At 41.1% G+C, this 24,488-nt stretch carries 26 protein-coding genes; 4 read left to right on the forward strand and 22 right to left on the reverse strand.

Going from position 1 to position 24,488, the window contains the following annotated elements; all coding sequences use genetic code 11:
* Positions 1 to 24: 24 nt before the first annotated feature.
* From G498_RS0106225 to G498_RS0106320, 20 genes are read right to left on the reverse strand one after another with little or no spacing between them, the layout of a single operon-like run.
* Positions 25 to 1,086, reverse strand: coding sequence for a beta-ketoacyl synthase N-terminal-like domain-containing protein (locus tag G498_RS0106225; protein ID WP_026980383.1), 1,062 nt, complete (start codon positions 1,084 to 1,086; stop codon positions 25 to 27).
* On the reverse strand, positions 1,086 to 2,282 hold the full coding sequence (locus tag G498_RS0106230; protein ID WP_026980384.1) for a beta-ketoacyl-[acyl-carrier-protein] synthase family protein: 1,197 nt from the start codon (positions 2,280 to 2,282) through the stop codon (positions 1,086 to 1,088). The genes G498_RS0106225 and G498_RS0106230 overlap by 1 nt, the downstream gene beginning before the upstream one ends.
* A gap of 3 nt (positions 2,283 to 2,285) precedes the next feature.
* Positions 2,286 to 2,543, reverse strand: a complete 258-nt coding sequence (locus G498_RS0106235; RefSeq protein WP_026980385.1) for a phosphopantetheine-binding protein — start codon at positions 2,541 to 2,543, stop codon at positions 2,286 to 2,288.
* Positions 2,544 to 3,158: a 3-oxoacyl-ACP synthase gene (locus G498_RS0106240; RefSeq protein ID WP_026980386.1), complete on the reverse strand. Its 615-nt coding sequence runs from the start codon at positions 3,156 to 3,158 to the stop codon at positions 2,544 to 2,546. It lies immediately after the preceding gene.
* A gap of 1 nt (position 3,159) precedes the next feature.
* Positions 3,160 to 4,296: a beta-ketoacyl synthase N-terminal-like domain-containing protein gene (locus tag G498_RS0106245; protein WP_026980387.1), complete on the reverse strand. Its 1,137-nt coding sequence runs from the start codon at positions 4,294 to 4,296 to the stop codon at positions 3,160 to 3,162.
* Positions 4,293 to 4,745 (reverse strand): acyl-CoA thioesterase, encoded by a 453-nt coding sequence (locus tag G498_RS0106250; RefSeq protein ID WP_026980388.1) that lies wholly within the window; start codon positions 4,743 to 4,745, stop codon positions 4,293 to 4,295. The genes G498_RS0106245 and G498_RS0106250 overlap by 4 nt, the downstream gene beginning before the upstream one ends.
* Complete coding sequence (locus G498_RS0106255) at positions 4,720 to 6,003, reverse strand: ABC transporter permease (RefSeq protein WP_081694211.1); 1,284 nt, start codon at positions 6,001 to 6,003, stop codon at positions 4,720 to 4,722. The genes G498_RS0106250 and G498_RS0106255 overlap by 26 nt, the downstream gene beginning before the upstream one ends.
* Positions 5,993 to 6,748: an ABC transporter ATP-binding protein gene (locus G498_RS0106260; protein WP_026980390.1), complete on the reverse strand. Its 756-nt coding sequence runs from the start codon at positions 6,746 to 6,748 to the stop codon at positions 5,993 to 5,995. Before G498_RS0106260 ends, G498_RS0106255 begins: the two co-directional genes overlap by 11 nt.
* 4 nt (positions 6,749 to 6,752) lie before the next feature.
* Positions 6,753 to 7,748 carry a BtrH N-terminal domain-containing protein gene (locus G498_RS0106265; protein ID WP_026980391.1) on the reverse strand — a complete coding sequence of 332 codons (996 nt, stop codon included), beginning with the start codon at positions 7,746 to 7,748 and terminating at the stop codon, positions 6,753 to 6,755.
* Positions 7,738 to 8,142 carry a hypothetical protein gene (locus G498_RS0106270; protein ID WP_026980392.1) on the reverse strand — a complete coding sequence of 135 codons (405 nt, stop codon included), beginning with the start codon at positions 8,140 to 8,142 and terminating at the stop codon, positions 7,738 to 7,740. Before G498_RS0106270 ends, G498_RS0106265 begins: the two co-directional genes overlap by 11 nt.
* A 9-nt stretch (positions 8,143 to 8,151) precedes the next feature.
* Positions 8,152 to 8,610, reverse strand: a complete 459-nt coding sequence (locus G498_RS0106275) for an ABC transporter permease (RefSeq protein WP_026980393.1) — start codon at positions 8,608 to 8,610, stop codon at positions 8,152 to 8,154.
* The gene (locus G498_RS0106280) at positions 8,610 to 9,047 is read right to left on the reverse strand and encodes a hypothetical protein (protein WP_026980394.1); all 438 of its coding nucleotides are present in this window, start codon (positions 9,045 to 9,047) and stop codon (positions 8,610 to 8,612) included. Before G498_RS0106280 ends, G498_RS0106275 begins: the two co-directional genes overlap by 1 nt.
* The gene (locus G498_RS0106285) at positions 9,047 to 10,180 is read right to left on the reverse strand and encodes a beta-ketoacyl-ACP synthase III (RefSeq protein ID WP_026980395.1); all 1,134 of its coding nucleotides are present in this window, start codon (positions 10,178 to 10,180) and stop codon (positions 9,047 to 9,049) included. The genes G498_RS0106280 and G498_RS0106285 overlap by 1 nt, the downstream gene beginning before the upstream one ends.
* Positions 10,181 to 10,187: 7 nt before the next feature.
* Complete coding sequence (locus G498_RS0106290) at positions 10,188 to 11,087, reverse strand: NADPH-dependent FMN reductase family protein (RefSeq protein ID WP_026980396.1); 900 nt, start codon at positions 11,085 to 11,087, stop codon at positions 10,188 to 10,190.
* Positions 11,088 to 11,097: 10 nt separating this feature from the next.
* Complete coding sequence (locus G498_RS0106295) at positions 11,098 to 11,979, reverse strand: LpxL/LpxP family acyltransferase (protein WP_026980397.1); 882 nt, start codon at positions 11,977 to 11,979, stop codon at positions 11,098 to 11,100.
* Between the two features lie 6 nt (positions 11,980 to 11,985).
* Positions 11,986 to 12,237, reverse strand: a complete 252-nt coding sequence (locus tag G498_RS0106300) for an acyl carrier protein (protein ID WP_026980398.1) — start codon at positions 12,235 to 12,237, stop codon at positions 11,986 to 11,988.
* 2 nt (positions 12,238 to 12,239) lie between these two features.
* A complete protein-coding gene (locus tag G498_RS0106305; protein WP_026980399.1) occupies positions 12,240 to 13,466 on the reverse strand; it encodes a beta-ketoacyl-[acyl-carrier-protein] synthase family protein in 1,227 nt (408 codons plus the stop codon).
* A gap of 15 nt (positions 13,467 to 13,481) precedes the next feature.
* The gene (gene fabG, locus G498_RS0106310) at positions 13,482 to 14,213 is read right to left on the reverse strand and encodes a 3-oxoacyl-ACP reductase FabG (protein ID WP_026980400.1); all 732 of its coding nucleotides are present in this window, start codon (positions 14,211 to 14,213) and stop codon (positions 13,482 to 13,484) included.
* A 7-nt stretch (positions 14,214 to 14,220) separates the two neighbouring features.
* Positions 14,221 to 15,333, reverse strand: coding sequence for a WG repeat-containing protein (locus tag G498_RS0106315; RefSeq protein ID WP_026980401.1), 1,113 nt, complete (start codon positions 15,331 to 15,333; stop codon positions 14,221 to 14,223).
* Positions 15,334 to 15,360: 27 nt separating this feature from the next.
* Positions 15,361 to 16,878: an HAL/PAL/TAL family ammonia-lyase gene (locus G498_RS0106320; protein ID WP_026980402.1), complete on the reverse strand. Its 1,518-nt coding sequence runs from the start codon at positions 16,876 to 16,878 to the stop codon at positions 15,361 to 15,363.
* Between the two features lie 117 nt (positions 16,879 to 16,995).
* Here G498_RS0106320 and G498_RS0106325 point away from each other — a divergent pair, with 117 nt between their 5' ends.
* Positions 16,996 to 18,255 carry an NAD(P)/FAD-dependent oxidoreductase gene (locus tag G498_RS0106325; RefSeq protein ID WP_026980403.1) on the forward strand — a complete coding sequence of 420 codons (1,260 nt, stop codon included), beginning with the start codon at positions 16,996 to 16,998 and terminating at the stop codon, positions 18,253 to 18,255.
* A 14-nt stretch (positions 18,256 to 18,269) separates the two neighbouring features.
* Here the strand turns inward: G498_RS0106325 and G498_RS0106330 are convergent, their stop codons facing one another.
* Complete coding sequence (locus tag G498_RS0106330) at positions 18,270 to 18,863, reverse strand: hypothetical protein (protein ID WP_026980404.1); 594 nt, start codon at positions 18,861 to 18,863, stop codon at positions 18,270 to 18,272.
* A gap of 116 nt (positions 18,864 to 18,979) precedes the next feature.
* Here G498_RS0106330 and G498_RS0106335 point away from each other — a divergent pair, with 116 nt between their 5' ends.
* Together G498_RS0106335 and G498_RS0106340 are read left to right on the forward strand one after the other, a co-directional pair.
* On the forward strand, positions 18,980 to 22,435 hold the full coding sequence (locus G498_RS0106335) for a T9SS type B sorting domain-containing protein (protein ID WP_026980405.1): 3,456 nt from the start codon (positions 18,980 to 18,982) through the stop codon (positions 22,433 to 22,435).
* 7 nt (positions 22,436 to 22,442) lie between these two features.
* The gene (locus G498_RS0106340; protein WP_026980406.1) at positions 22,443 to 23,207 is read left to right on the forward strand and encodes an enoyl-CoA hydratase/isomerase family protein; all 765 of its coding nucleotides are present in this window, start codon (positions 22,443 to 22,445) and stop codon (positions 23,205 to 23,207) included.
* 26 nt (positions 23,208 to 23,233) lie between these two features.
* Here G498_RS0106340 and G498_RS0106345 read toward each other — a convergent pair whose 3' ends face one another.
* Positions 23,234 to 23,857, reverse strand: coding sequence for a 2OG-Fe(II) oxygenase (locus G498_RS0106345; RefSeq protein WP_026980407.1), 624 nt, complete (start codon positions 23,855 to 23,857; stop codon positions 23,234 to 23,236).
* Positions 23,858 to 23,935: 78 nt separating this feature from the next.
* On the opposite strand from G498_RS0106345, the gene G498_RS0106350 reads away from it, so the two are divergent.
* The gene (locus tag G498_RS0106350) at positions 23,936 to 24,394 is read left to right on the forward strand and encodes a 6-pyruvoyl trahydropterin synthase family protein (RefSeq protein ID WP_026980408.1); all 459 of its coding nucleotides are present in this window, start codon (positions 23,936 to 23,938) and stop codon (positions 24,392 to 24,394) included.
* Positions 24,395 to 24,488 lie beyond the last annotated feature (94 nt).

Here is a 24,488-nt window from a genome sequence, read left to right on the forward strand (position 1 = left end):
ATGAAACAATTATGTTTTTGTGTTTCAGCATTTCTGAAGCAGAATTAAACTATGATCTTTTCCCCGGCACTGGTTGTAAATCAACACTTTTTGATACAACTCCCTTTCCAAAGAATTTTTCTTTACCACTGAAGGGACTTGCTGTTTTTTGATGCAATGGGCCGCCATCCACAAACCAAAACCGGAAGCTGTATTGTATTCTCCACTTAAATGTTTGTAGTACCATTGCGGTGTTTCGGAAAAAAGAGCTGCGGCAGCTTCGTAATAGTCATCGTAATCCACATCGCCATTGTTTCCTAAAACGACGGCGTCAATCTGTGACAATTCCAGTTTATTTGCTGCTAAAAAATTGGTTATAAACGATGTTACCTGATTGGATGTCATCGCATTTCGAAGAGCCACATCAACTATTTGAGCATAGGTGGTCGCTTTTTGGGAATCTTCTAAAGCAAAAAAGGAAGCTCCTTCACTAAAGACAATCCCTTTAGAATCAGAATTTATAACGGAATACGGCTTGTCCTCCTCCGTTTTGATGATGTTTGCTAACTTGTATAGACTTAATGTGTGCGCTGCTATTTCATCGATTCCTCCCACCAAAACAGAGGCAACACCATCACATTCTATCTGCATTTTGGCGTCCATCAGTGCAGTTTCCAATGAAACTGCTCCGTTTACATACGTAAAATTATAACTTTTACACTGTAATCCTAAAGCAATCTGGGCACCTACGGTATTGTGTGTAGACTGAATAAAAGAGGTAGGTGTTAAAAAGGCTTCGTTGTTATCTAAAATCGTCTTCAGGAATTTCTCTGAATCTTCCACACACCCCATTCCCGTTCCGGTAATAATAGCTCCCGGATTTTCCATTCCGGCTTCATTTAAGGCCTTAGTAGAAGCATAAATACCCATTTTTACTCCTTTAGCCATCCGACGAATCATCGCCGGCGGAATCAGTTCTTTATAGGAGGGTTGTTGGGCGAACAACACATTTTCGGTTGTGTAGGGCACAGCCGTTTCCAAAAAATCGGTTTCGAAGAGATTTTGGGCCGAAACCATCCCCATTCCGTTGATATAACAGCCTTTCATTAGTTTTTCGAAAAAATTACCGTGGAACAATTACCGCCAAAACCAAACGAATTAGAAAGTACATGATGAATTGACTTATTTTTCAAAGTGGTTTGCGGAATCAAATGAATCTCTTCCATTGGGGTTGTAAAATTCAGATTGGGAAAAATTACGTTGTGCTGCAAGGCTAAAACACTGTATACCGCCTCAATCGCAGCCGCAGCCGCTAAAGTGTGTCCGGTGAAAGCCTTTGTCGAACTGAACTCGGGCATGGTATCGCCAAAAACCCTTAACAAAGCTCTTCCTTCAGACAAATCGTTGTTGGGCGTTGCTGTTCCGTGTGCATTTACGTAATCGATGTCGGAAGGATGCAAATGAGCCCGTTGCAAAGCTTTTTTCATTGCTAAAAAAGCCCCATCGCCGTTTTCAGAAGAAGCCGTTTGATGAAAAGCATCGTTAGCGTTGCCAAAGCCTGAAACATAGGCCAATATTTTTTTGTTTTGCCGTGCAACCACTTCATCGGATTCCAAAACCAGAAAAGCCGCTGCTTCTCCTAAATTCAAGCCTTTGCGGTGGTTATCGAAAGGCGTGTTGTAAGTATCCGACAAAATCATCAGCGTTTTAAACCCGTTGATGGTAAACTTCGCCAGCGCATCGGTTCCGCCCACAATAACGCGGTCTAATTTCCCGGCTTCTATCATTCGGGCGCCCATCATAATGGCATTGGCCGCCGAAGAACAGGCTGTACTTATGGTAGACACAAAGCCTTCCAAACCAAGATATTCTGCAATTTTATGGGACGAATCGCCGGCATCATGCGCCGTAATGTATTTCCGAACTTTTTCGTTCTGGAAATATTCGTAAAAATACCGCTCGGTCATGTCCATTCCGCCCACACTGGTGGATGAAATCAGCCCGGTCCGAAATTCGTTTATAGACTGAATCCCGGCGGCTTCAACAGCTTGTTTTGCAGCATACGCTCCCAACAGTGCCGTTCTGGTATAATTGTTATCGGACGATAGCCCTAACAGTTGTTCTAACTCGGCATGGGTCAGTTTGATTTCACCTACCTTTATTGCGTCTTTATGAATGGTTTCCAGATTCTCAAGCGTTGAAATTCCTGTTTTCCCCTCTGTTAAAGCCGCAAAATTCTCTTCGACGGTTTTCCCAATCGAAGAGATAATTCCCATACCGGTTATGGCAACTTTTTTCCCCATAAATTATTTCGTTCGGTTCGCATCAATATACGCCGCCATAGTGGCAATCGACTGAAAAATAGTTTTTCCTTCTTTCGGATCGGTAAGTTTAATCCCGTAGTTCTTGTCCATCAATACGATTAATTCTAAGGCATCGATAGAATCCAATCCCAAACCATCGCCAAAAAGCGCATCGTCATCGTTAATATCGGCTACCGTTACATCTTCTAAATTTAATACTTCGATGATTTTTGACTTCAATTCCTGTTTTAAAGCGTCCATTTAATTATTGTATAAGGTATTTATATTCTGTTTGTTATGTTCTATAGTTCCTTTTTCACCCACCAAATATACTACAGCTTTGTAGGTTTCCTGAAAATATTCCGTCCAACCGCACAAAACCTTCTCGGTTTTTCCGGTAGTGAGCAGACTTTCAGTGTAATTTTTGAAAAATTCGGCCGGAAATGTATCGAAAACAAAAAAAGCATTTTCAGTTTTCAGTTGGTACCGTATGCTGATTTCTCCGATGCAAATATTTGGCAACGTGTATACAAACACCGCCGGACTGGGAAAATAGCTTGTCTTGTCGGCTATGGAAGCCTGATATTTTACATCCGTATCCAAACTGGACGAACGGTTGGCAAAAACCAATGCAATATCCAGTTCTTCTTCGGATTTTACAATATCTTTTAAAATGATTTCAGAAACCAGAAAAGCCAGTTTGCTCAGGTTGTCCATTTTAAAAAACTTGGGATAATCCATTTCAAAATGCTTGTAGGCAGCTTTGGCGAATTCCGAAAACGAAACACCTTCCACGGTAAAACACTTTTCACCGTTCAGGAGGATCGAATTGTTCTCGATGGTGCACTGTCTTGCTATTTTGTAAACTCCTTCCAATTTATTTAACTTTTTCAAATAAAACCGCTGTGTTGCACCCTCCAAACCCCGAAGCTGTCTTTAAAAAACAATCGATTTTCCTGTTTTCATTTGCTGTAATCACATTAATCGGCTGGGTAACACCGCTAGCAGCATAGCCTTTAGAAACTATCAATTGGTTTCGTCTGGCACTTTCCATTCCTAAAACTGTTTCCAACAATCCTGAAGCACCTAAAGTATGTCCGTAATACCCCTTCAGACTGTTTACCGGAACCTGCTGCAAACTCAACCGGTTAAAGGCTATGGCTTCCATTTCGTCGTTGTATACGGTAGCGGTGCCGTGAGCGGAAATGTAATCTATAGTTTCCGCCTTGCGTTGGGCTTCTTTCAAAGCACTCTGAATGCTTCGCACTAAACCTTCACCGGTTCGGGAAGGCCCTGAAATATGATTGGCGTCGTTTACTGCTCCATCTCCTAAAATCTTAAAATGATTGGGCTGTACTTCACTTTCGTTTACCGTTAAATATGCAGCGGCCGCAGCTTCCCCTAAAGTTACTCCATTTCTTTTAGCGTCGTACGGCTTACAAGGCTCTTCGCTCATCGCCTGAAAGGAATTAAATCCCGAAAGAACAAATTCTGAAACCTCATCTCCTGCTACGACAAAAGCACTGTCATAGATGTCTGCCTGCAGCATTCTCTTGGCTACTGCCAATGCCAAAACACCTGAAACACAAGCATTGGAAACCACAATAGGTTCTGTTGCAAACCCAAAATAACGGCTGATTTTCCAGGCCAAAACCGACAACTGTGCAGCTTCTACCGAAACATTTTCTTTACCTAACAGACTGATATTGCCCTTCGTCGTGGAAAAAACAAAAACTGATTTCGACGTGACCGGATGTTTTTCAACTAGCGGCTTCATTGCTAAAATCAGCATTTTTTCCAGTTTGGTAAAGTTTTCATCCTGAGCTACCGCAGCAAAGGCTTCATCGATTTTGTCGTTTGGAATAATTGAAGCAAAAAAAGAATCCAACAGTCCTACATCCGCATGCGATTCAATCCCGGAATGCCCGTTTTGCAGGGCAATCCAATTGGATTCCAAATCAAAGCCTAAGGGCGTAACGCAGTTTGTGTAGGTTATGTATACAGATTTCTTCATTCTTTTATCAGCCCCATTTTGCGTTTCCATTCTTCAAAAAAAGGCGGTATGTTCAGCGATAAATCGCCTTTGGCATCAACAAAAACCTGTACGGTTTCGCCGGTGCATACTATTTTTTCATGGGCATCGAAAATCTTGTAACGGAAAATCATTTTTGCCGCGGGAGTATCTACTATCGTTGTTTCTATACGCGCTACATCTCCGTAACGCAAAGAAAGTTTATGCTCGCATTCTGATTTTACAATGGGTGTGGTGTATCCGCTTCGCTGCACATCGAGATAGGAAATTCCATGTCGACGACCAAAAGCCTCGCGTCCGTCTTCAAAATAGGTAATATAGTACCCGTGCCATACGATTCCCAGCGGATCGGTTTCATTAAAACGCACGCGAATGTCCTCCGATACGGTAAGTTCCGGTATTTCGTTATACTGCTCTTTTCTTCTGATCATATACGGTGGCAATTGCGATGGTTATTAAAAAGAACAAAAGTAATAAAATTATTTCGGGGAGAATTTCCAGTATCGTGCCGTTGCGCAACAATACGTCATAAAAAGCATTAAGTCCCCAATTCATCGGTGAAATGTGTGAAACATACTGCATCACTTTAGGCATGGCAAATACAGGCACCCAAACGCCTCCTACTGCCGCTAAAATCACCACCGAAGTAGCCCCAAAAGGGGCCGATTGTTCCTGGGTTTTAGCAATGGTTCCCAATAGAATTCCGAATCCGATGGCAGCCAGTCCTGAAAAAAAAGCAACAATACTCATGAGCAACAACGTTCCTTCAACTTCCAAAACAGGCAGACCTAAATAAGGAAAAAAATACACCCCTACAGCTACCATCAACCAAAACTGTATCATGCAGATAAGGAGATACGTTGCCGTTTTCCCTAATATTACAATGAAATACGGCACCGGATTGGTTATCAGGCGCACCAAAGTTCCCTGGCTTTTTTCTTTAACGACATTGATAGAAAGCGGTACCACCACAAAAAAGATGGCAAACAGCGTCCAGGCCGGCACATTGTGCTGTACCGAATTGGGTACGATTTCCTTATCGTCTACTTTGGGTACGATTTCTTTAAAAGAAATAAAGTTTTCCTGTTCAAAGAGTGGTTCATCCGTTTCGCCCAGCTGGTCCTGAAAAGTTGCGTAAATCGATTTGTTCTCGATTTGTGAAATCATCTTGTCTATCGCATTTTTCACACCGTTTTTGAAAGTTAACTGCGTGGCCGGATCGAAATACAACCTTACTTCTTTAGGGCTTAGTTCTTGCTGTTTGGGCATTGTTACAGAATCCTGCATCCCAAAACTGCTTAAGATATTCTCAACGTTTTGATTGATTTTTAGTTGCAAATCGGAACTTATTCTTTCCGGTATGACGATGGCCAACTGGTATTCTCCTTTAAAAACAGCTTCTTTGGCGGAAGTTTCGGTAATTGGCTTATTTGCTATTTCGGTTAACAACTCGAAAGTACCGCTCTGTATCAGATTTTCTTTTACGTTCTTGGCAATTTCTCCTTTATCATTGTCTACCAACAGTATGGGAATTTTGGTTTCTGTAACGGATTTGAAGGTACTGTCCTGGATCAACGTGATGGTTACAATCAACACAAGAGGCATGACGAAAAGAATCACCAATCCGCCGAAATCCCTTCGCAGCAGTAAAATTTCTTTGTATACCGACATCCAAAACTTATACATCATCGCGCAATTCTTTACCGGTTAATGAAATAAAAACATCTTCGAGATTATGTGCTTTTGGCGTCTCTGAAATCAAGGTTTCGAGTGTTCCTTGAGCATAAATTTTCCCTCGGTCGATGATGGCGATGTGGGTACAAAAATCCTGGGCTTCCGTTAAATGGTGTGAGGTGTAAATAATGGTCGTCCCGTTAGCATTCAGTTCTTTCAAATAGTCAATGATGACGTTTTTAGATTGCACATCCACACCAACGGTAGGCTCATCCAGAAACAAAACTTTCGGATTGTGCAGTATCCCGGCAATCAGGTTGACCCTGCGTTTCATTCCCCCCGAAAAAGTTTCCACCTGTTTGTCGGCAAATTTTAAAAGTCCCAGATGTTCTAAGGAAGTATCCACTTTTTCGCGAAGTGTTTTCCCTCCCAGCCCATACATACTTCCGAAATAGCGCAGGTTCTCACGGGCCGTCAGTGTCGGATACAGCGCATATTCCTGAGGCACTACGCCAATCGTTTTTTTTATGGCCATGGCACTTTTATCGTACGTTAGACCTGTTATGGAAAAAGTGCCCGAAGTAGGCTTAACCAACCCGCAAAGCATGGAAATCAAAGTGGTTTTACCCGCTCCGTTAGGGCCCAGCAACCCAAATATCTCGCCTTTTTCAATAGACAGACTTAAATTGTCAACCGAAAAATCGTCGGCATCTTTATACTTTTTGTAAAGGTTGCTGATATGGATAACTGCCTCTTGCATAGTTCTAAATCGCCTTTTTTAATTTTTTGAAGAACGCGGTTTCCAAATCGGCTAAATGCAGTAACTCATCGGCCAGACTGTTGTACACATCCGTTTTATTGCTTCGGTTTTTATAAACACGGGCGGCATTAACGGCAAAATCACGCCACAAGTCTCCTATTTGGGTCATCTCTGCAGAAAGCTCGTTCAGCTTATTGTTTTGAAGAATAACCGCTGCTTCCTGTAAAAAAGCCGCATAAATAAAACGAAAACCACCGCCTCCGGTACCAATTTCTTCCTGCATCCGAACCATTTGCGCCAAATAGTGATTGGCCACTTTCACGCCTTTTTTTGCAGGCCATTTCCGGATATGTCCGGCTAAAAAACGCATCCCCCCAACTCCAATGATTGGCATGGGGGCTAACATATTGTTACAGGTATCTTTGATTGCTTTTTTAATCGCCGTAGTAAAATCAATTTGAGACGGAATGTGAATCGGATAGTACATCTGTCCTTTTGGCGCCAATGCTCCTTTGGCAAAACGTACTTTTTCAAGTTCTTTCTCGGAAAGAACGGTAACGGTTTCCATTACGGGATCGCTGATTAAAAACCGATCTTCTTTTTTTCCGTACACCACAAGGTTATGCGCATTGAAATGAAAACGGTACTCGTTCGGAAAATAGGTTAAATGGTACACCCCGACTTGTAATCCGGACGGAATGTTTTTTTTCAGGTTGGCTTCCAGAGCTTCTTGTGCCGACCTGGGATCTGAAAAACGCACTCGTTTTACTTTTATTCCCAATCTTTTGGCGGCTTTATTGAAAATAGAACCCGGCATGGGTCTGTAGCTGATGGCCGGAGCATGATTTATCTTCAAAAGCGGCAGATAAAAAAAGAACAAACCGGAACCAATCCCGAAAACCATGGGTTCGCTAATATTTATTCCGTGGTGCTTCAACAAATTGGAAGCGACTCCGTTCTCACAATGAGCAGACTGGTGATGCACAAAATTAGTTTCCATGGTAGTTTTTGAGTTCTTGTATTGTTATTTCGAATGCTTCGGCATATTTGGCCAGTATTTTGTCGTTAAGTTTGCGGAAAACCTTTGGCTTCCCGTGACGTTTTACCCGCCAGGTCCACATTCCTACATAACCAGCTAAGGTAATCCAGTCCATTTTATGAACTTCCATAAAATAAACAATCGGACTTACCAAATCATTTTGCACATCCTTTCTGGCCTGTTCGATACGCTCGTTGATTTCCAGTATGGAATTTTCCAAAGCAATGGTCTTTGGTTCCCATCCGGAACTTAATGCCGTAGTATAATTGCCGTTTTCATCGGTAGCATAGCAAAGTTCCTTAATGTTTAAGGCACAGAGGTTGCTTTTATCCTGGGGTACATCTTCCTTCTTCATCTTCCTTCTTTATTTTTCCTGAATGAATAAATTGATTTCTGCTTCCAAAAGCAGCTGTTCTTCACAATAGGTTTCGCATTTTATGGTACAGATGCAGTAATTCTCGGCGTTAAAGCGGGAAATCAAAACCGCATCGGTCATGATTGTTTCCCCCACTCTCGGCAAACGATGAATGCAAACTTTCTTAATTGCACTGATAAACCCGATAACCGCTACATTTTCTTTTACTTGTTTGTTTTCATCCACAAAAAAAGTCTGCCCTACTATAGAGGAACAGGTTTGTGCGGCATTTTCAATTAAACCGGTCTCGGAAAAAAAAGTATTGTCAACAAAAAGATTATCCTCCCGTATTGCAAAAAGGGTCTTTACTTCATGTTCACTAAGCTCCAGAATATAATCCACCATCAGCATTGGGGCGCGGTGCGGAAGAAAATCATGAATATTGATTATGTTTTGTAACGATTCCATTATGAAGCCAAAACCGTTTTCATCTGCCCTCGGGCAATTTCTTTATCTCCGACTGCTGACGAAATGTCTACTAAAGTTACCCCCATAAATTCCTGCAACACATTTACGGTTGTAACAATTTCATCCCCTTTTTGAGGCAATTCAAGTATTTCGACAGATTTTATAGATCCGATATATCCGGTGGGTGCCGGTTCGTTTTTCAGATAAAACTGGTATCCGGTAAACAAGGCTACCGACTGCGCCATGTGTTCAATAAGCCCGGATTCCTGAAAAACTGCCTGATTCTCAAAAATATTGGTATCCTTTACAGTCAGTCCGGCCACAATCTGATTTTCTGAAAACGCTTTTAAAGTATCCACCATAACAAAGGGGAATTTCTGCGGAATAAGCGTTTCCACAAAAGCAGCATCAGTGATGGGCAATCTTTTGTTTTCCATTAGCAAACTGTTAAATATGCGTACACATACGAAAATCTTCCGCTTTCGGGTACTGATAATAATATTTTCTCGCCTTTCTTTAATTTTCCGGAATTCATCAATTCTTCCAGCATTAGGTAAATAGAGGCGGAACCCACATTTCCTACGCGTTTCAGATTCATAAACCACTTTTCCATCGGCACTTCGATTCCTTCCGCGGCTAAAGCTTTATACAATCCGTCAACAAAATAATACGACGAAACATGTGGCAGGAAATAATCGATTTCGGAGACTTGCACCTTGTTCTTTTCCAATGCCTGCTTCATGCTTAGGGCGCCTTTTACCAAAATATGCTGATCCAGAATTTTTACATCCTGTTTGATGGAAAACACTGATTCTGAAAGCCATTCACTGGTTTTATAATCGCTCCAGGGCTTAATACTTCCGTCTTTCTTTTTATCGCCACCTGCATACATACAAGCTTCGAGTTCATGAGCATACGAAAACGCTTCCATCCATTCAATTTTTAACGGATTTTGTCCTTTGGGTTTGTTTTCCAGCAGTAAGGCAGCAGCTCCGTCGGAAAGCATCCAGCGTAAAAAATCTTTCTTAAAAGCGATAATCGGCTGTTCTTCCAGTTTTTGAAGATTGATGACTTCATTTTCAAATTTATCGGCCAGCATCCAGGAAGAAACCCTTTCGGAACCGGTACAAATAGCATTTTTGGTATTTCCGGATTTTACAGAAAGATAGCCGAATTTCAATGCGTTCATGCCTGCATTACAAACTCCTGAAGAGGAATTAAGTTCTACGGATTGGTTTTTCATTAAACCGTGCACCATGGCAGCATGAGACGGCAATAAGCAGTCTGGAGTAGAGGTTCCGCAGGAAAGCAATTCCACTTCTTTGGGAGAAAAGCTCTCATCGTATAGTTCTTGTATAGCCAAATGGGTTAATTCGGCATTATTGTGAGTTGGATTTCCTTCTTTATCTAAAGCGTAATAACGTGTAGCAATACCATTATTGCGGAGTACAATCCTCCTGGCTTTAGAAGCGGTATTATTGATTAAACCCAGAAAAGTTTCCATTTCGTCGTTAGAAACAGGCTTGTTAGGTAAATACTTCCCGGATTTTGTTATAAAAACTTCAAACATAATAGTGTTATACTGCTTTATAGTAGGCTTTTTCCCGGTTAATTTTAGCAAAAACAAACGGGTATTTTAAAAGATGTAAGATATAGACAATTGGTGATATAAACCAAATAGCCACAAATAAATAAATATTAAAAACCTTCAGCCATTGCGGACGGGATTCCTTTTTTCCGATAATCAACCTGGCCCATTTTGTAAACATTTTATTGGCTTTTTTATCCATTTCCACCAAAAAAGGACGTATTTCCACGGCATTATTTGACACTAATTCATTTTGTAACGCGGCAAACGAATTGCTTTTCAAATGATGTAAAAGAACGGTTCCGAATTTAGAAGCCCCTTTTATTTCGGTATCGGAGACACCCGGCTTGGGGAAAATACCGAATTTTTCTTTTTTCCCGGTAAACATCCATTCCACTATCGTAACTACACTTATGTGGTTGATGTGTCGGTCTACTAAGGCAATATTTCCGACTAATTTTGCATTAAGTCCTTTTAGTATGGCTTTCATTTTTTCCTGAGCCATTACCCACATGTTACGGGCGCCAATAACCGTAATCACAGGCGTAGTATCGAACAGTTGCTTTGCATAAACACTTTTCAGAAAAGAGTTTACGGGAATTGAAGGCGACAGGTACCACACCTGATAACCTAAAACAATTAAATCGTATTTTTTTTGAAGTACTTCTTCCGAAGGAGCGTGCACTGTTCTTGGGATTTGCAAAAATGATTCCGGGAAGGCATCAAAAAAGGAATGTTTATCCCAGGGAAACGGAAAAGGTTGCTCCAGACTGATATCGCAAAATGTAACGGCAACCTCAGGATCAGACAGCAACGGAATGGCCAGATTTTCCACAATTTCTTTCAACTGGCCGGACTGCGTGTAGTAAAGTATCAATACGTTTTTCATATCCAGGTTGTTACCGTTTTAAAACATTCCAAAAATCAAAATAATTGAACCATTGCAGCGGGTATTTCTGAAGAATAGACTCCACACTGGTGGTATAGGCTTTCAGCAATCCCTGCGCATCGCGCTGTTTTACAGTTGCCATTCGGGCATACAAATGGTAATGCAGGTTGGCTTCCTTCATCACGTATACAAAAACAACGGGCACTTTCAAACGGGATGCTATCAGAAACGGTCCGGCCGGAAAATGAGCAGGTTGTCCCAGTAATTCTTCTGTCATATACTTCGTTCCTTCAAAATAACGGTCGCCGGTAAAACAGATTAATTCGTTATTAGACAAGGCGTTGTTGATTTCAAAAATATGCGACAAATCATCTTTGATAAGAATGAATTTGATGAACGATTTCTGGGTGACACTCTCCAAGTATTCCTTAATAACCGAATGTTCTCTATCTGTGGTAACCAAATTAATCTGACAGTTCAAATCGATTTCCCCGAAAAAATGTTCGGCGATTTCAAAATTCCCTACATGTGCACTGATTAAAACTCCTCCTTTTTTTTCTGCCAATAACTGATGAAGCAGTTCTACTCCGTCGAATTCATAGGTAAATTTGTCTCGTGATCCGGCAGAAATTGCCGTTTTATCGATAAGGGTCTGTCCGAAAGTATAGTAACTTTTGTATACCATTAGCTTCGATTTAAAATAGGAATATCCTAATCGGTTCCGGAAATAATAAAAAGCTGCCTGGTTGCTTTTACGTTCGAACAGAAAATAATAAAAAGCTACAAAAATCAAAACAGAATATGCTGCTTTGATTCCGAGCTTTTGTATGCAGAAAACAAAAATTTTATACCCTAAAAGAGTCCCTTTGGACTTACCATCCCACTGACTCATAGCGCATTAGTTCTTGTTCTGTATCTTGGTTTCAATTAAGTTATAGAAATCCTGGAATGTCGCGATTCCGACGAAATCGGCCTCTCCTAATTTTACGCCAAAATTGGCTTCAATTGACACTACTAAATCCACATAATCCAGACTGTCAAGACCTAAGGTATCTTTTAAATTTGACTCAGGAGAAATCACTTCCGCATCTACTTCGAATTCGTCTACTAAAATTTCATTAATCTTCTCTAAGATCGCTTCTTTATTCATATTTATTCTTTAAATTTCTTTACCACAACCGCTGAATTTGTCCCGCCAAACCCAAAAGAATTCGACAAATATATATCAAATTTTTTATTTACTGTTTTTGAGGCAATATTTAACTTTTGAGAGGCTTCGTCCGGGGTCTCGAAATTGATATTGGGTGCAATAAAATCGTTTTGCATCATTAAGGTGGAATAAATAAGCTCACTTGCCCCTGCCATCCAGCATTCGTGGCCGGTCATCGACTTGGTGGAACTCACATACGGATTGCTTTCGCCAAATACTTCAAAAATGGCTCTGGCTTCGTTGGCATCGCCAAGCGGTGTTGAAGTGGCATGAGCGTTAATGTAACCTATCTCACATGGCTGAACGCCTGCCTGTTCCAATGCACGACGCATGGCTGTTGCCGGACCTTCTACGTTTGGTGTAGAAATATGCCCTCCGTTTGAAGAAAACCCGTAACCGATAACTTCCGCAACAATCGGCGCACCGCGTTTAACCGCAGATTCATAACTTTCCAGAATAAGTGTGGCTCCACCGCCACTTGGCACTAAACCGTCGCGGTTACTATCAAAAGGACGGGAAGCTTTGGCCGGATCAGTTTCTTTGGGAGAAAAAACACCCAAGCCGTCGAAACTGGCCATCGCATATTTATTGATTTCTTGAGCACCACCGCAAATGATAATGTCCTGCAATCCGCTTTTAATCAAATGAAATCCTAATCCTACCGAATGCGAACCACTGGCACAGGCTGCACTAATGGTCATGTTCACTCCCCGCAAACGGAAAATGGTTGAAAGGTTCATGGTAACAGTAGAATTCATGGATTTGAAAATTGCCCCCGATCCGATAAGAGCCGTATCTTTCTTCTCACGGATTATATCCGTAGCTTCTATGATTGCCTTGGAAACACTGTCGTTACCGTACAAAATCCCTACTTCATTCTCATCAAAAAAAGCATCGTCAATTTTGGCATTTTTCAAAGCTTCCAGCGTAGCCATGTAAGCGTATTCGGTTTCTTCTCCAATGCTTACACGCTGACGACGGCTCAGCAAATTTTTCAAATCGGGTTTGGGCACCATTCCGGTTAACGCAGACTGAAATCCGAATGCTTTTCGTTCTTCATCATACACAATTCCTGATTTCCCTTCATAGAGGGATTGTTTCACTTCTTCTAATGAGGTGCCAATGCAGGAATAAATTCCCATCCCGGTTATCACGACTCTTCTTTTCATACTTCAAAAATGCTGCTATGAATATATTCCTCCGTTGATATTGATTACTTCTCCTGTGATATAACTCGCGTTTGGCGAAGCTAAGAAACCCACCAATTCAGCTACTTCTTCCGCCTCTCCGAAACGGTTTACAGGAATCATTTTTATTAATTCTTTTTCGTCTAAATCACCGGTCATATCGGTTCGGATAAATCCCGGTGCCACGGCATTTACCGTAATATTACGCTTGGCAACTTCCTGTGCCAAAGCTTTTGTTGCTGCCACAACGGCTCCTTTTGCCGCCGAATAATTGGTTTGTCCCGGCGTTCCTTTCACCCCGGAAACGGAAACCATGTTAACAATCCGGCCGTATTTGTTGCGCAACATCTTTTGAATGAAGAAATTCGTCACGTTGAAAAAACCGTTCAGACTGGTGTTGATTACATTGCTCCAGTCGTCATGACTCATCCACATGAACAAACCGTCTCGGGTAATACCGGCGTTGTTTACAATAACCTCCACAACCGCATCCGGATTAGCTTCCTGCCAAAGTGTTAAAGCATTTTTCACTTCTACAGCATCCGAAACGTTAAATTTAATTATCTCTCCGGTTGCTCCTTTTTTAACCACTTCTTCCAAAGTTCTTTCGGCAGCTTCCTTATTGGCCTGATAATTAATTAAAATATGGTATTTTTTATCTTCAGCTAATTTCTGACAGATAGCACTCCCGATTCCGCGGGAACCTCCGGTCACTAAGGCACATTTCATCATTGGCTTATTTTTGAAATAATTCGGCATTTTCAAACCATTTTTCAGACAAAACTTTTCCGTCTGGTTTTATAAAACCCCAACGTTTATCAAACTTAACACGCGCTAATCCGTCAATAAATCCCTTGTCGTTTTTCCGGAACCAAGAAACAAATCCGCCGGCTGTAATCTGATAATTACACGGAATCACTAATTTTCCGGTAAGATCGATAAAGCCCCATTCTTTATCTTTTACAGGTGCTAATCCGTCTGGGCTGAAAACTTCAGCATCGGCATAGGTTGGCTGGACCACATAGTCACCTTTCAGATTGACATAACCCCACTTTTTCCCTTCCTGAACCGGAGCCAGATTCTTAGTAAAAGCCCTTGCTTTATCAAATTTAGGCTCGATAATCCATTTTCCCTTCAGATCAATAAATCCGATTTTATCCCCTTTTTTGGCGTAGGTATTGTCTTGCTCGTGAAAGTCCCAAATTTTAGTTACACCTTCTATTGCTGTAAAAGTATTGGCGGTAACTAATCCAAACTGCTCCCCTTTTCTTGCCCACGTTGTGTTTTTAAACAAATTCCCTACTTCATCATATTCCACATTAACCATTACTTTTCCGGCTTTATTGATAATACCCCACTTCTCGTTGTTTTTTACTCGGGCAAAACCATCTTCGAAAGACTTTATGATTTCGTACGTTGGCTCTAGCACAATTTCTCCTTTGGTGTTGATAAGTCCGATTTTGGCATTTTGCTTAATAAATGCTACACCATCCTCAAAATCAAATACCTTTTCAGAAGCCGGCATTTTTAAAACTTCCCCTTTTTTATTGATGTACAACCATTGTTTATCTTTTTGAACAACACAAATACCACTGTTGAAGTATTTTACATCCGAAAAGGAAGGCGCAATTGTCCACTCTCCTTTAGGGTTAATGAAACCCCATTTTCCGTTTTCCTGAACAGCGGCTAATTCTTCCGAAAAGTTTTTAGCGGCTTTAAACTTTGGTTCAATGGCAAATTTTCCTGTTTTGGTAATGTACCCAAATTTTCCTTCCTGTCGCACCAAAGCAAGCTCCTGCGCCGATACAACCTGAAAAAGCAACACTAGTAACAATGCTATTCTTTTCATATTCAAAATAATTAAATGCAATTCTTATTAAATCATTAAATACTCTTTCACTTTCTGTACATACGGATACATAATCATATCCTGCTTGAATTCCGGAACGATTTCGCGTACTTCGTCGTACATTTTTCGTGTAACGGAAGATATGTCATTTTTATAATTTAGAGCATCTATCGCCTGAACTATGGTTATCAGTTCAATGGCCAATACCTCAAAAGCATTTTCAATGACTTTACCAGTGATTACAGCGGCATTGGTTCCCATGCTGACAATATCCTGATTATCATTATTATTTGGAATACTATGTATGTACATGGAACTGGACAGGGTCTGACATTCTGCCGTTGTAGAAGTCGCGGTAAACTGAACACCTTGCATTCCAAAATTGAACCCAAGGGTTCCCAAATTCACAAAAGGAGGAAGAATTTCATTCAGTTTGGAATTCAGCAAATAATTTAACTGGCGCTCTGCTAGCATCGTTAACTTTGTGACAACGAGTTTCAGTTTGTCCATTTCCAGTGAGATGTAATCGCCGTGGAAGTTTCCACCGTGATACACATGCTGGTTTTCCACATCGACAATCGGGTTATCGTTGGCCGAATTGATTTCATTTTCCAGCACTTCGGCCACATTTTGAATCGTGTCGAGAACCGGTCCTAAAATTTGCGGCACACAACGAAGGGAATAATATTCCTGCACTTTTTCCTTGAAAACTTCTTCGGTATTTTCTCCCGTGTACAAATGGTCTTCTCTTTTTCGGACCAGCGTACTGTCTGCAAGATTTTCACGCATGCGCTTCGCTACTTCCTGCTGTCCGAAATGTTGCTTTGTATTGTTTAATTCCGCCGAAAGATGATCGTCGTAGGCCTTTACAATTTCGTTGATGGCGCAAGACAACTTAATGGCCCAATCCAACACCTTTTTCGCATTGTAAACGTTTACGATTCCGATACCTGTCATCACGGAAGTACCGTTCATCAAGGCCAAACCTTCCCGAATTTCCACATTAATAGGTTGCAGCCCTTCCAATTCAAAAACTTCTTTGGTGGCTCTTCGCTCGCCTTTGTAAAACACTTCTCCTTCCCCGATTAAGGTTAAGGCCAAATGCGCCAATTGCACCAAATCACCACTGGCTCCCACACCACCGTGTTCGAAAATTAGAGGAGTAATGTCGCGGTTAATAAATTCCTGCATCAGGTAAATTACCGAAGGATGTACACCAGAATTCCCTAACGACAGTGTGTTAAGCCTAGCCAAAATTGCCGATTTTACACAAACAGGACTTAACGGTTTTCCCGTACCCGAGGAATGGCTTCGTATTAAATTATATTGCAGCTGCAGGCGGTCTTCATCTTTAATACGGTACTGCGCCATAGGACCAAAACCAGTATTAACACCGTAAATCACCTTGTTTTCTGAAAATTCTTTTAAGAAATTAAAGCTCGCCTCCACGCGTTTTACAACGGCATCGCTTACCTCGACTTTTGTGTTTTTAAAAACTATCGACGTAAATTCCGCTATGCTTAAAAATTCATGTATTGTGCTCATTAAATTTGTGTTTTTACCTACAGCATAATAGTAGGTAATTTAATTTCTATTTTAAAAATATGTCTTTACATTTGAAGCCTCAAAGGTAATACATTCTTAAAAAGAAAAAAGAAAATTATGACAAAGGAATCTGTAGATGTTTTGGTAATTGGAGCAGGCCCTTCCGGTTGTGTTTCAGCCTCTTACCTTCACAATAATGATATCAAAGTAAAAGTAGTCGAGAAAACAAAATTTCCTCGTTTGGTGGTTGGGGAGAGTTTGATTCCCAGAGTTATGGATCATTTCGACGAAGCCGGACTGTTTCCTGCATTAGATGCCATGAACTTTGAAAAAAAACTGGGCGCCCGTTTTATCCGCGGTGAAGAAATATGTGTTTTTGATTTCAGCAAAAAATTCGGGGAAGGCTGGGATTGGACCTGGCAGGTTCCGCGTGCCGACTTTGATAATACTTTAGCTCAGGAAGTAATCCAAAAAGGTATTGATCTGGAATTTGAAAGCGAAGTCCTTGACGTAAAATTTAACGGTAGCAACTCTATTACAACTGTAAAGGACAAAAATGGGAATACAAAAGAAATTCACGCCAAATTCATCATCGATTCCAGCGGTTACGGTCGTGTCCTGCCCAGATTACTGGATTTGGACACCCCTTCAAAACTAGACCCACATTCTTCCATTTTTACCCATGTAAAAGACATCAACCGTCCGGAAGGCGAAGAAGGAACGCTGATTTCATTCGACATTCTAGAAACAGAGGTTTGGTTATGGGTAATTCCGTTCTCAAACGGTAACACGAGTCTGGGTGTAGTAGGCCCTACGGATTTCATCAATTCACTTTCCACGAATAAAGATAATGCGGAAGCTTTAAAAAATGCCATTCAATTATCCGAGTATTATATTAAACGTTTTGGCGGTGTAGATTTTTTGTTCGAACCGGTAAAACTTGAAAATTATTCCCGTTCGGTAAAACAGATGTATGGCGACGGATTTGCCCTTACCGGAAACAGCTCAGAATTTTTGGATCCGGTTTTCTCATCGGGTGTTGCGTTTGCTACCGAATCCGGAATGTTATCGGCAAAATTAGTTCAAAGACAGCTACAGGGAGAAAAAATTGACTGGGAAGAGGAATTCACGCAATACATGAAAAGAGGTATTGGCGTATTTACCACGTATGTAAAAGAATGGTATACCGGAAACTTACAAACTTTGTTTTTCCACCAACCGGAAAACCCTGATGTTAAAGAAAAAATATGTGCGGTTTTAGCCGGTTATGTCTGGAATGAGGACAACCCTTTTGTTAAAAAACACGACAGCGTGATTAAAAATATGGCATACCTGTTAAATCTTGAAAAAGAGCAGGCAATAAAAAACCCGGAATAATCAGGGTTTTTTATTTATTTATTCACCTTTTTAATTTCAGCGGCAAATTCTTTAGCCAATTTAGCATACGCTTCTGAAATTCGGTATCCGGAATTATAATCAAATCCAGCCGCACCATTCCCTAAAACTTTTTCGTAATCCACTGAAATTACTACATTCCCAGGATTTCCGTTTTCTGTAACCGTAATTGTTGCATTTAACTTAGACGGTTGTCTCATCACACCCACATTGTATCCGGGATAAATCCAAGTTGTTTTTACCGTTGCTGTATACTTTGCAGAAGTAAGTTTTTTATCCGCTTTAACTTCACCCTCAAATCGCTTGTTGAAAGATTCGATAAATTTTGGCTCATATCGCTCTTCTCTATCTGAAAACCAAGATTTTTTGAAATCCTCATCCGTTCCTTTTTCCTCTCTCTTTTTCATTTTGTCAGCAAGAAACTCTTCTTCTGTTTCAAATTTATCCACTTTAAGATTGGTATAATCAAAAACTAAATTGTATTCTGAAATCCCTTTCAGGTTTTTAAAATCTCCAGAAGTAACCTTCTTTTTCTGAGCCATTGCCATTCCACAGAAAAGCAACAAAATAAACATTGCAGTTTTTTTCATTTTTATGTGTTTAATGTTAAAATTTGAGATAAAAATAGCATTTTAAGCAATATGAAAAAAAACAAATCGCTTTTTTAAGCTACTTTTGTCCTGACTAAAAACTAATTAACTTAATAATGAGACTGTTCTCTATTTTACTGTTCTTGATCTGTACAAATGCTTTCTCCCAGTTGAGTAAAAAGCATTGGATTCCGCCCATACACGCGCGAGACGGCCAATCAACGGTATTAGACCATTACATCTATTTATCAACACCAGAAATCACGCCTTTTCAAGTAAGCATCACAACTGGCAACGGAACTCCGATAAACGGTTCTCCTTTTACCATATCAAGCGGTAACCCTATTAAAGTACTGATTGGCAACAGTCAGCCTTCAGTAATGTTTCTCAATCAAAACGATGTAAACATCGTTAAAAACAACAAAGGCCTAATACTTGAAGCTAACAGAGAATTTTATGCCACATTTAAAGTTCGTGCAGAAAATCATGCCGAAATACTGATTGGTAAAGGCTATCAGGGCATCGGAACTGCTTTCAGGCTTGGGAGCTTACCGCAGTCCTATGATGGCACCATCAGAAACTTCTTCAGTAGTTTTATGGCAACAGAGGACAATACCGTTGTAGTACTTTCTGATTATGATCCTAATGTTGAGTTTGTTTCTCCAAACGGCAATATTACCGACGATTCTCAAACGTTCCATTTGAACAAAGGCGAATCAGTGACGGTTTCCGGCTATACTAACATCCCCGCAAATCTTTCGGGTTTTGTTGGCGCTTTACTGACTTCAGACAAACCTATTGCCGTAAACACCGGGAATGCCTTTGCAGGAATGTCTACTTCTCAAGACGGTCAAGACTTCACTTTCGACCAAATCGTTCCTTTTGAAGAAATCGGAAATGAATATATTGTTATTAAAGGGAATGGAAGTGACAATGTAGAAATGCCGTTAATAATTGCTACAGAAAACAATACAGACGTTTTTATTAATGGGAATCCCATCCCTTTCACGAACCTTAATGCTGGCGAATATGTACTGATACCAACTTCGATGTATCAGGGTCTTAGCAGTAAGAATATGCACATCCTGTCTTCTAGGCCAATTTACGTATACCAAATATTAGGCGGTTCGACTTACGACGCTACTTCAGGACTAAATTTCATTCCCCCTTTGAGTTGTTATTTTCAGAAAAAAGTAGACTTGATTCCAAGCATTAATACCATTGGAAACACTTCTTATCTTAGCGACATCATTGCGCTTACTTATACCGGTTCAACATTAACCATAAACGGAAATCCGGTTAGCGCAGTCCCTCAAATAGTGACCGGAAATCCACAATGGAGTACTTATAAAATATCCGGATTCACAGGCAATGTAGTAGCGGAATCTACCGGTCCATTGGCTGTCGGCATGCTTGGCTCCAGTGGAGCTGTAGGGTTTGCCGGCTACTATTCTGGTTTCGGATCTGAACCTAAAGACTCAAACGTAGCAGTCTGCTCAGACAGAAATACCGATTTGTTTGATTTAATTGAAGGAAATCCGGATCCGGGCGGAACATGGACACCTCCTTTGGCAAGTGGCACAGGAGTTTTCAATCCTAATCTTGATGCGCCCGGCACCTACGTGTACAATTTCACAGGGCTTTGCGAGATCGTAAATGTTTCTGTTACCGTATCTGTACAACAAGCCCTTAATCCCGGTACCAGTACAAATACTGAAATCTGTAAAAATGCAGCACCTATAGATCTTTTTGCATTATTAGGCCCTACTGCCCAAACAGGAGGCAGTTGGTCTCCGGCATTAGCATCTGGAGGCAATATTTTTGATCCTGCGATAGATCCGGCAGGCACTTACACCTATTCCATAATCAGCAATGATGTTTGTGAAAGTGTTTCCGCCACTGTTGGTGTTACGGTTAATCCGCTGCCTATAACAACTCTAATCGGTGATTTTATAGTTTGTGACGATACAACCGACGGCGACGATACAAATGGCGAGTTTTTTTTCAACTTAACGACCAAAACCAATGAAATTTTAAACGCACAAACCGGCATTACCGTTACTTACCATACGCTACAGAGTGATGCAGAGAACGGAAGCAATGCAATTACCGGTATACAGTCGGGCAACCGTACCATATATGTCCGATTGCAAAACAACCTGACCGGATGCTACGCAACAACTTCCTTTAATTTAGTGGTTAACCCGCTTCCGGTAGTACCGGCAACCGTTACCTTAAAGCAATGTGATGACGATCAGGATGCCATCACAAGTTTTAATCTTACGGAAGCAAACCTGTTAATCTCCACCGACCCTAACTTAACATTCTCTTATTACGAATTTCAGGCGAATGCTTTAGCGAATACCACGCCGATTACTACGCCGACAGCTTACACTTCCGGCAACCGCACCTTGTGGGTGAGAGCTCTCAATAACTCAGGATGTTACAGCAGGGTGATTCCGCTTAATCTGGTGGTATCTACAACCCAAATCCCGCAAAGTTTCAGTAAGACTTTGACGAGTTGTGATGATTATATAGACACTGCCGATCCGGAAAATGACGGGTATGCTTTTTTCAATTTGAATGACGCTACACAGGATATCAAAAATTTATTCCCGGCCGGTCAGCAACCTAATTTGATTGTAACTTATTATGAGAATGAAGCCGATGCCTTAGCAGAAGAAAATGCGATTTCTCTAACACAGCCTTATCGCAATATCACTCAAAACACCCAGTCTGTTTATGTACGTGTAGACAGCAACATCAGCAATGATTGTGAAGGCTTGGGAGCCCACCTTCAATTGGTTGTAAACCCCATTCCAGTATTCGATTTGGGATCTGATTTTGTCTTGTGTTTAAACCCGGTAAGTGGTTCTGCTTCTCAGATGATAGATGCTACTCCTGCAGTACCGGGAAATTACAGCTATTCATGGACGCCGGTAAATCCAAATGTGGATAGCGACGGCAACCAGAGCGCCCAATTCGAAGTAAATCAGGCGGGAACTTATACTGTATTGGTTACCAATACGGATACTCTTTGCGACAATGTTGATATGGTCAATGTAACCACATCTTCCCCTCCGGCCGCTGTTGCTATAACCTTAGAAACCCCTTTGTTTTCCAGCGGTTTATCAACTATTCAGGTGATTGCAACCGGTGGCTTCGGACAATACGAATACAGTATTGACGGAGGTGTCAATTGGCAGGCAGAGCCTGTGTTTAGCGGATTGGCTAACGACAGCTATATCGTTTGGGTCCGGGATATTGCCGGATGCGGAAAAACGCCATCAGATACGTTTTTTACCGTAACCTATCCTAATTTCTTCACACCGAACGGAGACGGTTACAACGACACCTGGAAAATTGCCAACCTGCCGGAAGACTTTAAAGCCAAAATATACATTTTTGACCGTTATGGAAAGCTGATAAAAGAAATTTCGCCCTATGGTAAAGGATGGGATGGCACTTTCAACGGAAATATGCTGCCAGCTACCGACTATTGGTTTAAAGTAGAATACACCCAAGGTGGTTCGGTAAAAGAATTCAAAAGTCATTTTTCATTAAAACGATAATATTATCATGTCCGCAACAAAAGGAACTTTAACTACAACCATTGCCAATCGCATTGCGACAGTAAGTTTTGGTCATCCGGCCAGCAATTCGTTTCCAAGTGAGCAATTGCAGCGTCTAACCGATGAGATTAACCGTTTGAGCAATAACGCCGACGTTTCTTTAATCATTTTAAAAAGTGAAGGCGACGGTGCTTTTTGTGCCGGTGCGTCTTTTGACGAATTATTAGCCGTTTCCAATCTGGAAGAAGGCGCTAAATTTTTCTCCGGATTTGCCAACGTTATCAACGCCATGCGAAAATGTTCCAAACTGATTGTCGGCCGGATTCACGGAAAAGCTGTGGGCGGTGGCGTAGGATTGGTAGCCGCTTGCGATTATGCTTTGGCGACCAGCGAAAGTGCTGTCAAATTATCGGAACTGGCTATTGGTATTGGTCCGTTTGTGATTGAACCTGCCGTATCCCGAAAAATAGGAAAATCGGCTTTAGCGGAAATGACATTAGCTGCCCACGAATGGAAAACAGCCGCCTGGGCACAGCAGAAAGGTTTGTATGCGAAAACTTTTGAAACTATTGCCGAACTCGATTCGGAACTGGAAACGTTTACCTCGAAATTAGCCTCCTACAACCCCGAAGCCTTAACTGATATGAAAAAAGTATTGTGGGAAGGCACCGAACACTGGGACACTTTATTATACGAGCGCGCCGGAATATCCGGAAAATTAGTCTTATCTGATTTTACCGTTAACGCCCTGAATCAGTTTAAAAAGAAATAAAAAAAGCAGTTTTCCACTGCTTTTTTTTATCGTGTCTTCAACCAGCCGGTTATACTCAACCTTGGCTGTTGAACAGGTTTTACTTCGTGTTCCAGCACCTGACTTTCAAAAATAACCATTCGCCCCTGACTTGGCAGAATGTCTAAGGCAACTTCATTCCCTTCTGCTTTGGTGTAAATTGTTAGTTCTCCGCCAAAATCGGCTTGCCAGTTTTCTTCGTTGAGATAGCAGACCATTGATAATTTTCTGCGGTTGTCGTTTTGAAAGGTGTCCAGATGGCGTTTGTAAAAGGTGCCTTCCGGATACAGCGCGTAATGGAATTCTTTGTCCTGAATCCCTAAAAAACAGGTACGGTTAAGGTATTGAACAAAATCGTTAATTCTGTCAAAATAGATTTTTTCGGCCTCATTCGCCCGGGCTTCATCTAGCCAAAGGATAAAATCACCCCGAACCTCGCCCATGATTTTCTCGTTGGCTAAATTCCCGATGGCCGATTTTTTAAAATTCTTTTCCTCGTATTTGTCCAAAAGGCTGTTTCGGATTGCAACCACTTCTGCCGCGGAAAAAAAATTATCCGCTATGCTGAATTGCTGCTGCATCAAATCCTCAATAATCTGTTCGTACAAAGGGTTCTGCTGAAAATCATTCATACTTGTAAAATATCGTCAAAGATACAAAATGTTGTGGCATGATTTAATTTAGTAAATTTGTTCCCTAATTTAATATCGATGAGCAACATCCGCATCACAAAACAATTTACTTTCGAAACCGGTCATGCTTTATACGGCTATGACGGCAAATGCAAAAACGTTCACGGACACAGCTATAAATTGTCTGTAACGGTAATCGGGAAGCCTATTACGGACACGTCCAACGTAAAATTTGGTATGGTAATTGACTTCGGGGATTTGAAAAAAATTGTAAAGGAAGAAATCGTGGATATTTTTGATCATGCTACCGTTTTCAACCAAAACACACCGCATTTGGAACTGGCATCGGAACTGAAAAACCGCGGACACCATGTTATCTTGGTAGATTACCAGCCTACCAGTGAAAATATGGTTATCGACTTTGCCGATAAAATTAAAAACCGACTGCCGCAAAACATTCAACTGCATTCGTTAAAGTTACAGGAAACGGAAACTTCTTTTGCAGAGTGGTACCAGTCTGACAATCAACAATCATAAAAAAACCCGCTGTATAGCGGGTTTTTTATAATGCTCGTAAAAATTATTTCTTCACAATCAAGAATTCCGAACGTCGGTTCTTAGCGTGTTCCTC

It is taken from the genome of Flavobacterium suncheonense GH29-5 = DSM 17707 (genome assembly GCF_000430025.1).
GTDB classification, from domain to species: Bacteria; Bacteroidota; Bacteroidia; order Flavobacteriales; family Flavobacteriaceae; genus Flavobacterium; species Flavobacterium suncheonense.

Excerpts from the sequence above, each read along its gene's own strand:
- G498_RS0106250 (WP_026980388.1), bottom strand. The coding sequence starts at position 4,745 with ATGATCAGAAGAAAAGAGCAGTATAACGAAATACCGGAACTTACCGTA.
- G498_RS0106325 (WP_026980403.1), top strand. The coding sequence starts at position 16,996 with ATGACAAAGGAATCTGTAGATGTTTTGGTAATTGGAGCAGGCCCTTCC.
- G498_RS0106275 (WP_026980393.1), bottom strand. The coding sequence starts at position 8,610 with ATGGAATCGTTACAAAACATAATCAATATTCATGATTTTCTTCCGCAC.
- G498_RS0106285 (WP_026980395.1), bottom strand. The coding sequence starts at position 10,180 with ATGTTTGAAGTTTTTATAACAAAATCCGGGAAGTATTTACCTAACAAG.
- G498_RS0106230 (WP_026980384.1), bottom strand. The coding sequence starts at position 2,282 with ATGGGGAAAAAAGTTGCCATAACCGGTATGGGAATTATCTCTTCGATT.
- G498_RS0106350 (WP_026980408.1), top strand. The coding sequence starts at position 23,936 with ATGAGCAACATCCGCATCACAAAACAATTTACTTTCGAAACCGGTCAT.
- G498_RS0106255 (WP_081694211.1), bottom strand. The coding sequence starts at position 6,003 with ATGATGTATAAGTTTTGGATGTCGGTATACAAAGAAATTTTACTGCTG.
- G498_RS0106335 (WP_026980405.1), top strand. The coding sequence starts at position 18,980 with ATGAGACTGTTCTCTATTTTACTGTTCTTGATCTGTACAAATGCTTTC.
- G498_RS0106300 (WP_026980398.1), bottom strand. The coding sequence starts at position 12,237 with ATGAATAAAGAAGCGATCTTAGAGAAGATTAATGAAATTTTAGTAGAC.
- G498_RS0106330 (WP_026980404.1), bottom strand. The coding sequence starts at position 18,863 with ATGAAAAAAACTGCAATGTTTATTTTGTTGCTTTTCTGTGGAATGGCA.
- G498_RS0106245 (WP_026980387.1), bottom strand. The coding sequence starts at position 4,296 with ATGAAGAAATCTGTATACATAACCTACACAAACTGCGTTACGCCCTTA.
- G498_RS0106320 (WP_026980402.1), bottom strand. The coding sequence starts at position 16,878 with ATGAGCACAATACATGAATTTTTAAGCATAGCGGAATTTACGTCGATA.
- G498_RS0106260 (WP_026980390.1), bottom strand. The coding sequence starts at position 6,748 with ATGCAAGAGGCAGTTATCCATATCAGCAACCTTTACAAAAAGTATAAA.
- G498_RS0106270 (WP_026980392.1), bottom strand. The coding sequence starts at position 8,142 with ATGAAGAAGGAAGATGTACCCCAGGATAAAAGCAACCTCTGTGCCTTA.
- G498_RS0106265 (WP_026980391.1), bottom strand. The coding sequence starts at position 7,748 with ATGGAAACTAATTTTGTGCATCACCAGTCTGCTCATTGTGAGAACGGA.
- G498_RS0106340 (WP_026980406.1), top strand. The coding sequence starts at position 22,443 with ATGTCCGCAACAAAAGGAACTTTAACTACAACCATTGCCAATCGCATT.
- G498_RS0106305 (WP_026980399.1), bottom strand. The coding sequence starts at position 13,466 with ATGAAAAGAAGAGTCGTGATAACCGGGATGGGAATTTATTCCTGCATT.
- G498_RS0106225 (WP_026980383.1), bottom strand. The coding sequence starts at position 1,086 with ATGAAAGGCTGTTATATCAACGGAATGGGGATGGTTTCGGCCCAAAAT.
- G498_RS0106315 (WP_026980401.1), bottom strand. The coding sequence starts at position 15,333 with ATGAAAAGAATAGCATTGTTACTAGTGTTGCTTTTTCAGGTTGTATCG.
- G498_RS0106345 (WP_026980407.1), bottom strand. The coding sequence starts at position 23,857 with ATGAATGATTTTCAGCAGAACCCTTTGTACGAACAGATTATTGAGGAT.
- G498_RS0106295 (WP_026980397.1), bottom strand. The coding sequence starts at position 11,979 with ATGAGTCAGTGGGATGGTAAGTCCAAAGGGACTCTTTTAGGGTATAAA.
- G498_RS0106280 (WP_026980394.1), bottom strand. The coding sequence starts at position 9,047 with ATGGAAAACAAAAGATTGCCCATCACTGATGCTGCTTTTGTGGAAACG.
- G498_RS0106290 (WP_026980396.1), bottom strand. The coding sequence starts at position 11,087 with ATGAAAAACGTATTGATACTTTACTACACGCAGTCCGGCCAGTTGAAA.
- fabG (WP_026980400.1), bottom strand. The coding sequence starts at position 14,213 with ATGAAATGTGCCTTAGTGACCGGAGGTTCCCGCGGAATCGGGAGTGCT.
- G498_RS0106235 (WP_026980385.1), bottom strand. The coding sequence starts at position 2,543 with ATGGACGCTTTAAAACAGGAATTGAAGTCAAAAATCATCGAAGTATTA.